At 65.5% G+C, this 11,028-nt stretch carries 7 protein-coding genes; 4 read left to right on the top strand and 3 right to left on the bottom strand.

What is annotated here, in order from left to right:
• Positions 1–175: 175 nt before the first annotated feature.
• Complete coding sequence (locus tag ABC977_RS16355) at positions 176–3,310, bottom strand: efflux RND transporter permease subunit (protein ID WP_369668350.1); 3,135 nt, start codon at positions 3,308–3,310, stop codon at positions 176–178.
• Positions 3,307–4,362, bottom strand: a complete 1,056-nt coding sequence (locus ABC977_RS16350) for an efflux RND transporter periplasmic adaptor subunit (protein WP_369668349.1) — start codon at positions 4,360–4,362, stop codon at positions 3,307–3,309. The genes ABC977_RS16355 and ABC977_RS16350 overlap by 4 nt, the downstream gene beginning before the upstream one ends.
• 499 nt (positions 4,363–4,861) lie before the next feature.
• Between ABC977_RS16350 and ABC977_RS16345 the strand changes: the two genes are divergently transcribed.
• The 4 genes from ABC977_RS16345 to ABC977_RS16330 all read left to right on the top strand — a co-directional run bounded on the left by ABC977_RS16345 (position 4,862) and on the right by ABC977_RS16330 (position 10,306).
• Positions 4,862–5,428 (top strand): SgcJ/EcaC family oxidoreductase, encoded by a 567-nt coding sequence (locus tag ABC977_RS16345; protein ID WP_369668348.1) that lies wholly within the window; start codon positions 4,862–4,864, stop codon positions 5,426–5,428.
• 479 nt (positions 5,429–5,907) lie between these two features.
• Entirely contained in the window at positions 5,908–7,494 is a 1,587-nt protein-coding gene (locus ABC977_RS16340) for an inorganic phosphate transporter (protein WP_369668347.1), read from the top strand.
• A gap of 53 nt (positions 7,495–7,547) precedes the next feature.
• Positions 7,548–9,794 carry a patatin-like phospholipase family protein gene (locus tag ABC977_RS16335; RefSeq protein WP_369668346.1) on the top strand — a complete coding sequence of 749 codons (2,247 nt, stop codon included), beginning with the start codon at positions 7,548–7,550 and terminating at the stop codon, positions 9,792–9,794.
• A gap of 11 nt (positions 9,795–9,805) precedes the next feature.
• Positions 9,806–10,306 carry an LEA/WHy family protein gene (locus ABC977_RS16330; RefSeq protein WP_369668345.1) on the top strand — a complete coding sequence of 167 codons (501 nt, stop codon included), beginning with the start codon at positions 9,806–9,808 and terminating at the stop codon, positions 10,304–10,306.
• A 134-nt stretch (positions 10,307–10,440) separates the two neighbouring features.
• Here ABC977_RS16330 and nudB read toward each other — a convergent pair whose 3' ends face one another.
• Complete coding sequence (gene nudB, locus ABC977_RS16325; protein WP_439849200.1) at positions 10,441–10,950, bottom strand: dihydroneopterin triphosphate diphosphatase; 510 nt, start codon at positions 10,948–10,950, stop codon at positions 10,441–10,443.
• Positions 10,951–11,028: the final 78 nt, after the last annotated feature.

Raw genomic sequence — 11,028 nt, 5'->3', positions numbered from 1 at the left:
AGCGCTGCGCGCAGTCTTGGTACCCAAATCGGCCGGCAACTGGTACGCGGCGTCATGGGCTCGCTGTTCGGCGGAACACGGCGGCGCTGAGGATCGATTCAAAAGCCCCCGATGTCGGGTTACGCTGCGCTAACCCGACTACGAAGGGACCGGCTTTTGCCAAACCGATACCGAGTTATTCTCGGCCGCCCCGCCCGGAGGACGCTTCGTCAACGGCAGCGGATTCATCGAGCAGGCGGCGTTTGACATCGCCGGGCGAGCCAGTGCGGCGCGCGAGCAGGTCGTAGGCCACCGGCACGACGAACAGCGTGAACAGCGTCGCGGCCAGGACACCGGACAGGATCACGGTGCCGATCACGAACCGCGTCTCGGCACCGGCACCACTCGAGAGGATCAGGGGAATCGATCCAGCCGCCGTCGTGATTCCGGTCATCACGATCGGGCGCAGACGGGTCTCGGCGGCTTCGATGAGCGCCTCGCGGAACGCCTGGCCGCGATCGCGCAGTTGGTTCGCGAATTCGACGATCAGGATGCCGTTCTTCGCCGACAGGCCGACCAGCATGATGAGCCCAATCTGGCTGTAGATGTTCATCGTCTGGCCGGTGCCCCAGAGCCCGAACAGGGCGCCGGCCATCGCCAGCGGCACCGTCAGCATGATGACCAGCGGGTGGATCCAGCTCTCGAATTGGGCCGCCAGCACCAGATAGACGACCGCGAGACCGAGCAGGAACACGAATAGCACGCCGCCGGCGCTATCGCGAAAGTCCTTCGACAGCCCTTTGTAGTCGATTTGGGCCTCTTCGGGCAGGTACTCGGCGACCAGGCCTTCGAGATAGTTCAGCGCCTCGCCGAGCGACAGACCCTCGGTCAGGTTCGCCTCGATCGTGATCGCGCGCAACCGGTTGTAGCGGTTCAGGCTCGGCGAGTCGGCAACCTCGCTGATCTCGACCAGGTTCGCCAACGGGATCAGCTGGCCGCTGCGCTGAGACTGGACATAGATGTTCTCGAGGCTCGAGGGCGTGCGTTGCTCGAGGCGCTCGCCTTCGAGGATCACGTCGTACTCCTCGCCGCCGTCGATGTAGGTCGTCACGCGCCGCGACCCGAGCATGGTCTCCAGCGTGCGGCCGATCGCGCTGACGCTGACACCGAGATCGGCGGCCCGATCGTAGTCGATCGCGACGCGCAGTTGCGGCTTGGTCTCCTTGTAATCCCAATCGATGCCGGTCAGACCCGGGTTGTTCTCCTCGATCCGTTCGAGCAGGATGTCGCGCCAGGCCGCCAACTCCTCGTAGGTGCCGCCGCCGATGACGAACTGCACCGGCTTTTGAATCCGCGCGCCGAAGCCCTGGCGCATGACCGGAAAGGCGGTCACACCAGGCAGATCCGCGAGCGTCGCGCGCACCTCGTCCATGATCTCCCAGCCGGAGCGTCGCAATGAGAAATCGTTGAGCACCATGATGACCATGCCGGTGTTGTAGATCTGCGTCGTCGTGAAGGCGCGCGGCGCGCGGACCAGGACCCGGATCGCCTCGCCGCTCTCGGCGTAAGGCAGCAGGCGCCGTTCGATCTCGTCCATGTACTCCGACATGTAGCTGAACGAGGCCCCTTCCGGACCGTTGACGAGGATGAAGAAGGCCCCGCGATCCTCCCGCGGCGCATACTCCTGCGGCAGAGCCTGGAAGAGCCAGGCCGCGCTCGCGAGAGTCGCAACGAACAGAAGCCCGATCAGCCACTTCTGGGCGAGGAACAGATCAAGCAGAACACGGTAGCCACGCCGGACCCACGCGAACGCCCGGTCGACACTGGCGCTGAGACTGCCATCACCGTGACTCGGCGGCAGGATCTTCGACGCCAGCATCGGCGACAGCGACAGAGCAACGAACGACGAGAAGAACACGGCCGTCGCCATCGTCAGCGCGAACTCGGCGAACAGCCGGCCGATGTCGCCTTGCAGGAACGCGATCGGCACGAAGACCGAGATCAGGACCATGGTCGTCGCGACGACGGCAAAACCGACCTGGCGCGTCCCGCGGTAGGCGGCGACCAGACGGGTCTCGCCGTAGCGTTCCATGCGCCGATGGATGTTCTCGAGCACGACGATGGAGTCGTCGACAACCAGGCCGATCGCGAGCACCAGGGCCAGCAGCGTCAGGATATTGATCGAGAAGCCCAGTGCGAGCAGTACCGAGAAGGTCGCAACAAGCGAGACCGGCACCGTCACGGCCGGGACGAGCATCGCACGGACATTGCCGAGGAACAGGAAGATGACGAGGATCACGAGACCGATCGCGATCGCCAACGTCTTGTAGACCTCGAGGATCGCCCCCTTGACGAAGACCGAGGTGTCGTAACTCTGCCGGAGCTGCATGCCCTCGGGAAGCGTCTCGTTGACCCGCACCATCTCGTCGCGGACCGCGTCGGCGACCGCGATCGTATTCGCGGTCGACTGCTTGATGATGCCGAGGCCGACCATCGGCACGCCGTTGCCGCGGAAGAAGGTCCGCTCCTCGTCGGTCCCGCGCTCGACGCGCGCGACGTCGCCGAGCCGCACCAGGTAGCCGTCGCTCCCGCGGGCTAGTACCAATCGGGCAAAATCCTCGGCCGTGTCGAAGGCGCGGTCGAGCCGGACGCTGAAATGCCGATCGACCGATTCGACCCCCCCGGCCGGCAGCTCGACGTTCTCGGCGCGCAGCGCGCTCTCGACATCGGCCACCGTCAAACCGCGCGCGGCAAGCGCATTGCGATCGAGCCAGACGCGCATCGCGAAGGTCTGGCCACCTCCGGCGCGCACGCGCGCCACGCCGTCGATCACCGAGAAACGGTCGACCAGATAGCGGCGCGCGTAATCGCTGAGCTCCGGGACCGTCATGCGGTCGCTGACCAGGTTCAACCACATGATCACGTCTTCGTTGCCGTCGACCTTCTGGATGTCCGGCGGGTCGGCCTCGGTCGGCAACTGGTCGAGGATCGAGAAGACGCGATCACGGATGTCGTTTGCGGCCCCATCGATGTCGCGGGCGATACTGAAGCGGACCGTGATCGCCGAACGCCCGTCCTCGCTGACCGACTCGATGGTCTCGATGCCCTCGACGCCAGCGATGCGATCCTCGATCACACGTGTGATCCGGGTCTCGACCACATTGGCCGCGGCGCCGGGGTAGGTCGTCGAGACCGAGACCACCGGCGGGTCGATATCGGGGAATTCCCGCAATGGCAAGCGATCGAACGAGACCAGCCCGAACGCGACCAAGAGCAGCGACAGGACCGCGGCGAAGACCGGGCGCGTGACCGAGATATCAGACAGGATCACGGCCGCGCCTCCAGCATCTCGCGCAGCGTCCGCGTGCCGTCATCGACCGCGAGGATCTGAACCGGTTCACCGGGCCGCGCCTTGCCCTGACCATGGGTGATGACCCGCTCGCCAGGAACCAATCCCTCTAGAACCTCGACGGAGCCCGGCAGCCGCGTGCCGATCCGGATGGTCCGGCGCTCGACCGACAATTCGTCATCCCCGGTCACGACGAACACCGCGTGCTCGTGCCCGGCCTGCATCAGCGCGGCCTCCGGGACCATGGTCGCGTCACGCGGGTTGCGCAGCAGCTCGACCCGCATCAGCACCCCGGGTCGCAACCGGCGATCCGGGTTCGGGATCAAGGCCCGGACCTGGATCGCGCGCGTGACCGGATCCACGCGGCTGTCGATGCCGCGGATCACGCCGCTGAAGACCTGCCCCTCGTAGGTCCGCGAGCGGGCCTCGATCGGCATCCCGGGCTCCAGCGTCGTCAGGTAAACGCTGGGGACCGCGAAGTCGAGCTTCATGACGCTGTCGTCGTCGAGCGTCGTGATCAGATCACCGGGTCCGACGAGTGCCCCCAGGCTGATGTCGCGCAGGCCGACGACGCCATCGAAAGGCGCGGTGATAACACGGTCGTCGAGACGGGAGCGGATCGCGACGACCAGTGCGCGGGTGGTTTCGAGGTCGCGCAGGCGTTCATCGAGCAGGGATTCCGACGCCGAGCCCTGTTCGACAAGCGCTCGGACCCGGCGGTACTGACGCTCGGCCTCGCCCAAGCGCGCCTGCGCCTCCTCGAGCAGCGCGCGCTGTTCGGTGCTGTGCATCTCGACGAGCACCTGATCCCGCGTGACCCGCTGTCCATCGTCGAAATGGATCGCGGAAATGACCTCGGTCACATTGGCCGTGATCGACACCGACTCGTTGGCTTTGAGGGTGCCGAGGGCCTCGACGCGATCAGCAAGCGGCTCGAGCCGGGCCTCGGCGACGATGACGGCCGGGCCGGCGGCCTCGGCCGCCAGGGGCCAGCCGATGGTCAAACAGAGGATCAGGATCGGATAACGGGGCATCGTGATTCGCTCATCGAGGGGGCATCTGTGCGTCGAAGCATGGTGTCAAGACCTGTCATCGCGCGGATTGGGAACGGAGCGCCGGTCGGCCTCTCGCGCGGCCGACTGGCGCACCTTGGCGACCAAGCCAGGGAGTCGGAGATTACCAGGCAATCGCGGCAAAAGTGTGCAAGCCCTTCCTTGTTGCGCTCGGGTTGTCCCGCAACCGAGGCGCCGAACCGACCTCGGTCAGGCCCGCACCTTGCGTCAGAACGCGCGATCCACTCGATGTTCCCGCCTGGCATGGGCACCCCTCATCCCGGATCCCGGCAACCGCCCAGCTCAGGACCCTGTTGAGGTCGATTTCCCCAGGGAGCGGCCAACACGCGGCGCGCCATCTGCGCGCTTGGGTGGCAACTCGACGTCTCTGCGGTATCCTATCGACCTCGTGACACTGGCTAAGGGCTCCTCCCCCGATCGAAGGGGCCTTCTTTTCCGTCCCTCTCAGGAGTCAACGCAGGTGAACGATGCCTCCTCGCGTCCGCGTATCAGCGGCACCCGTTTCATCGAGCCGACCCCTTCCAGCGGCCGGCTGAGCCTAAGCGCGTCCTTTCGCGGGCACCGACACGCGATCACCGGCGGTCCACGCGGCGGCCTCGTTCAGGGCGTCGACACACCACCGGAACCAGCGTGCATCGTCTGCGCCCCAGCCACGCTGCGGCTCGCCGAGGACCTGTTCGAACGCTGGAACGACGCCCTCAAGACCGGCGACGCCGGCCGGGTTACCGCCTGCTACGCGGAGGACGCGGTGCTGCTCCCCACGGTCTCGAACATCCCGCGCACGAGCCACGCCGAGATCCGCGACTACTTCGAGCATTTCCTCAAAAAGCGGCCCGAGGGCACGATCAATCAGCGTAACGTGAAGATCGGCTGCAACAAGATAACCGACGCCGGCATCTATACCTTCCGCGTTCTCGATCAGGGCAAGATGAGGGAGGTGCCGGCGCGCTACACCTTCGTCCATGAGCATCGCGACGGACGGTGGCTGATCGTCCACCACCACTCATCCGTGATGCCCACCCCGTGATGCCAGCCTTCCCTGCGCCGTAGGCGGCACGGTCCTTTCTCGGCTCCGGCCGACTCGAATCAGGAACCACAGATCCGCGAAGGCGGTGACGTTCCCTCGACCGCCAGCGACATCGGCAACTCCCGCGAGACGAAATACCATTTTGTTCAGCTGATGCGCGGTGTCGGTGCAGCTTCAGCCGCAACACCATTCGGCCAGACGACCATGGCCTTCGTGCGGCTGAAGCCGCACCTACATCCAAGAAGCCGCACCGACACCCAATCTGTTGGGATTCAACCGATAGCTGGGATTCAACCGAAAGCCGCGTAAGCCTGGCGAGTTATATTTCGGAGAGTTGCCCAGACCCCTCTAACCCGGCACCGATTCTCACCACCCGCCCTGTTCGTCCTGCGGTGGCCCCGGCCGCATAGCCATGACCATTGGGTTACGGTTTTATTTCTGGAACAATCGCGCCCCGAGATCTTCACGACGGGGGCGGTATGGATCTGTTACACATCAAAGAGATCGAAAAGGCAACGAGACGTGGCCGGATCGAGCTCTTCCGTTTGGGCATGGCCTTGCTCTTCATCATCGGCGTCATGCTCTACACGACCGTGCGAGTCGATGGACACACCGGTGGCCTCTTCATCGTCATCGCGGCGATGATCGGTGGCTACATGGCGATGAACATCGGTGCGAACGACGTCGCGAACAATGTCGGGCCGGCGGTCGGCTCCAAGGCCCTGACCCTCGGTGGCGCCCTGATCATCGCGGCGATCTTCGAGGCATCCGGCGCGATCATCGCCGGAGGTGCGGTCGTCGGCACGATCCGCAGCGGCATCATCGACCCGAATCTGATCCCGGACCCCGACACCTTCGTCTGGGTCATGATGGCCGCACTGCTCGCCGCGGCGATCTGGCTCAACATCGCGACCATCATGGGCGCGCCGGTGTCGACGACGCACTCGATCGTCGGCGCGGTGCTCGGGGCCGGGATCGCGTCCAGCGGTCTGGCCATCGCGAACTGGGATACGGTCGGGAGGATCGCCGCCAGTTGGATCATCTCGCCGATGATGGGTGGACTGATCGCGGCTGGCTTCCTCTACCTGATCAAGCGCACCATCACCTACCAGACGGACCTGGCCGGGGCTGCTCGGCGAACCGTCCCGTATCTGGTCGCGACGATGGCCTTTGCCTTCTCGATGTATCTGATGCTCAAGGGCCTCGATCGGATCATCGCGGTGACGCCTTTGAGCGCGGCCACCTTCGCCATGGCGGTGGCGCTTCTCGTCTTCGCCGTCGTCAAACCGCTGGTGGCCAGACAATCGCAACGGATCGCGAACTCCAAAGCGGGCGTCAATCAGTTGTTCACGGTGCCCTTGATCTTCGCCGCGGCCCTGCTGAGCTTCGCCCACGGTTCCAACGACGTCGCCAACGCCGTAGGGCCTCTGGCCGCAATCGTCGAGGTCGTTGGCTCCGGCACCGGCACCATCGCACAGGCGGCGCCGATCCCATTATGGGTCATGGTCGTCGGCGCGCTCGGCATTGCGCTCGGACTGGCCCTCTTCGGTCCCAAGGTCATCCGGACTGTCGGCTCGGAGATCACCGAGTTGGACAAGATGCGTGCTTTTTGCATCGCGATGGCGGCAACCATCACCGTGATCATCGCCAGTCAGCTCGGCATTCCAGTCAGCACGACCCACGTTGCGGTCGGAGCCGTGTTCGGTGTCGGCTTCCTGCGCGAGTTCCTCAAGAGCAACTATGCCCGGATGCTGGCCGACATCAAGACCCACCACCCCGAAGGAGACCAGGTAGCGATCGATGCCTTCATGGATCGCTTCTCGCGCGTCTCGATCCAGGAAAAGGGCATGATGCTGCGTGAGCTCAAACGCAAGTCGAAGCGTCAGCTCGACCCAGCTCACTTCTCGAAGACCGAGCGCAAAGGGCTCAAGAAGGTGTATCGTCACGAACTGGTCAAGCGCTCGCAAGTGTTCAAGATCGTCGCGGCCTGGCTCATCACGGTTCCGGCCTCGGCGCTGATGGCCGCGCTCTTGTTCTTCACGATCCGCGGGATGATGCTCCCCTGACGTCTAGGGAAGCAGCAGATCGCTTCAGAGAGAGATTCAAAGTGATGTTTTCCATGTCGGGTCGACGCGCCCTTGGTCTCGTCGCGCTGCTTCCGATCCTTGCGGGACTCCTGTTGCCCGCCGACCCGGTGGTCGCCGACGAACGCCCGACGATCGGGCTCGCGCTGTCCGGCGGCGGTGCACGTGGGGCCGCCCATATCGGGGTCCTCAAGGTCATCGAGGAACTCGGCATCCGCGTCGACTACGTCGCCGGGACCTCGATGGGCGCGGTCGTCGGCGGGCTCTACGCGATGGGCCTGTCGCCGACCGAGATCGAGGCCGCGATCGAGGAGATCGACTGGGCCGCGATCTTTCAGGATGAGCCGCCGCGCGCAGAGCGCCGAATGCGCCGCAAGCTCGACGACCGTACCTTCCTGATCAAGGCCCGCCCCGGCGTCGATGAGCGGGAGCGGCGCGTCAACCTGGTGCCGGCCCTGATCCAGGGCCACCGCTTGGACCTCGCGCTGCGCCGCTATACGCTGCCGGCCCGGCAAGTCGAGGACTTCGACGCGCTGCCGATCCCTTTTCGCGCCGTCGCCACCGATGTGGTCACCGGCGAGGCGGTGATCCTCGACAATGGGGATCTCGCGACGGCGATCCGCGCGAGCATGGCCGTGCCGGCCGCGTTCGCGCCGGTGGAACTCGACGACCGGCTGCTGGTCGACGGCGGTCTGGCGATGAATCTGCCGATCAGCGTCGTTCGCGCGATGGGTGCCGACATCGTGATCGCCGTCGACGTGGGCGGCCCGCGACGCGATCGTTCCGAGATCAACAATGTCTTGCAGATGCTCGATCAGGTGTCGAGCCTGGTGACCTGGCGCAACACGCAGGAAGAGATCGCGACCTTGACTGAGCGCGATGTTCTGATCGTGCCGCCGCTCGAGCGTCGTGTGCAATCGGCCGATTTCACCAGGATGCTGGAGGCCATCGCGATCGGCGAACAAGGCGCCTCGGCCAAACACACCGAACTGGCCGCGGTCAGCCGGGCCACCGCGGTGTCCTTCGCCACCGCCGACCCGTCACCGCTGGACCGGTCCGCCCCGATCATCGATCGCGTGCGGATCGAGAACCGCTCGCGACTCGACGATCGCCTGATCGCCGAACGCCTGGATGTGCCACCTGGCGAACCGCTCGATACGCAGGCATTGGAAGCGCAACTGGACCGCATCATCGATCAGGACAACTTCCAAACCGTGCATTATCGCGTCTCGGACGCGCCGGATGGCGAAACCGAACTCGTCGTCACGGCAACCGAGAAATCCTGGGGCACCAGCTCGTTGCAGGCCGGCATGGAGCTGTCCTCGGCGTCCGGCGGCAATTCCTGGTTCAACGTCGGACTCGCCTACACGATGGCCCCGGTCAACCCGTTGAATGCCGAGTGGCGAACCCTGCTGACCGGCGGCGAGGAACCAGGCCTGCTGACCGAGTTCTATCAGCCGCTCGATCCGCGCGAACGCTGGTATCTGGAGGCCGGCGCCGGCTACGTGACCGAGAGCCTGACCCTGTTCGACCCCAGCGAGTCCGATCGACCGAGCGCGAAGTACCTATTGACCCGCATCGGCGGGTCGCTCGAGTTCGGACGCAATCTCGGGGACTGGGGCCGCCTCGGACTGCGTTACGGCCGCTACGCCGGAGACGCTGATCTGCGTTCCGGCGATCCGGGCTTCGCCGGTTACAACTTCGACGCCGGTGAGCTGACGCTGTCGTTTCAGCTCGATACCCTCGACAACCCGAGTTTTCCAAGGAACGGCTGGTTCGGGAGTGCCTTCGCGCTAACCTCACGCCGCGCGCTCGGCGCGTCCGACGACTTTGATCAAGCCGGGTTCGGGCTGCTTCACAGCCGCGGCTGGGGCCGCAACAGCCTGCTGACCGGCCTGTCGTTCGCCGGCAACGTCGGCGGCGATCCCGTACCCCAATCCCTGTTCCGCCTCGGCGGTTTCGTCAACCTCTCCGGCTTCAATCAGTTGGAGCTGGCCGGCGCCAATATGGGCCTAGCCAGGACCCTGTACCTGCGCGAACTCGGCACCGGCTTCATCAGAACCTACGCCGGGGCCTCGCTGGAAACCGGAAACGTCTGGGCCGAACGATCGGACATCGGCTTCGACAGCCTGCGTGTCGGCGGGAGCCTCTTCGTCGGGGCCGATACGCCGATCGGCCCCCTGTACCTGGGTTATGGCCAGGCCGACGGTGGATACGACGCGATCTACCTCTTTCTCGGACGGCCCTGGAACACGCCGACTGGCGGGCGGACTTATCGATGAACGATATCCCGATGAAGACTTTCCCTTACGCCCGGATCGGAGGTCGCTCGCGACGGTGGTTCCTGGCGGGAATGGCCGCTGTCCTGGTGGCCGGCTGTGCCAGCCTGCGATCCGACTATGAACCACCGGCGGTCATGCTGGATTCATTTCGACTGTTGCCGTCCGAGGGATTGGCACCGCGTTTCGCGCTCGGTCTGCGGGTCGTGAACCCGAACCCAGCCCCGCTGCCGTTGACGGGGTTGAGCTACGACGTGGCCCTCGCCGGGCAGCGACTGATCACCGGCGTGGCCAGGGACCTGAAGACCGTACCAGCCTTCGGAGAATCGACCGTCGAACTTCAGGCTGGCGTCGATCTGATCAGCGGCGTCTTGCTGTTCCAGCAGATCCTGGCCACTAGCCCCAGCGACGAGATCGACTACCGGTTGCGGGCGCGTCTGAGCACAGGCGGCCTCACCCGTCTATTGACACTCGAGGAATCCGGCACGCTGTCGCTCGCGAACTGGCGGCGCTGAGACCCCGCACCACCATCACGACAGAGACCCGCGAGGACCCCTCGACGGCCCCGGATGGACGATCGCCAAGGCATCGCAATCGTCGCCCTCGCGCGGCGCGGGTCGCAGTCTGGTCGCCGCCCGGCGCCGATCGGTCAACCGAACCGGGCGAGTCCGGCCAGCGTCAGGATCGCCGATCGATTGGTCCAGGATCGCGTCAAGGTCGCCGCCTGCGACGCGGGCAACCAGCGGTGGGCGAGGTGCACTCGGGGATTGAGCCGCACCGGCCGCCGCCGATCGAGCCAGAGCGCGAACCAGTGTTCGAGATTGTAGTGCACACCCGGTGCATAGCGACCTTTGCGCCAATGGGGTGGGATCGAAAAGCGGGCACTATGCCTGAGGTCGTGCAAGGTGCCTCGCCCGGCCAGCCCCGTCTCCTCGGCCAGCTCGCGGAGCGCAGCAGCACGCGGCGTCTCGCCGGGCGCGAGACTGCCGGTCACCGATTGCCAGAAGCCCTTCGGCCGGGTACGCCGTAACAGCAGAAAGTCACCGGCCAATGTGCAGACCACGACGAGCACGGATTCCGGCCGCTTGAAGGTGGACGGTTCCGACGCGGACGCGTCGGGTGACCCGGGTGACTCGACCAGGATCAAAGCGTTTCGCACGGCCATAGTTTCCCCCGTGGCGATCCCCGAACCGGGGGACCGATCAGAGGCCCCTGCAATTGTCGCCGCGCGCTGCGG

Source organism: Thioalkalicoccus limnaeus, assembly GCF_041197575.1.
In the GTDB taxonomy this organism is placed as follows: Bacteria; Pseudomonadota; Gammaproteobacteria; order Chromatiales; family Chromatiaceae; genus Thioalkalicoccus; species Thioalkalicoccus limnaeus.
The sequence above is the reverse complement of the archived record's forward strand: the minus strand, read 5'-3'. Positions and strand labels throughout refer to the sequence as shown.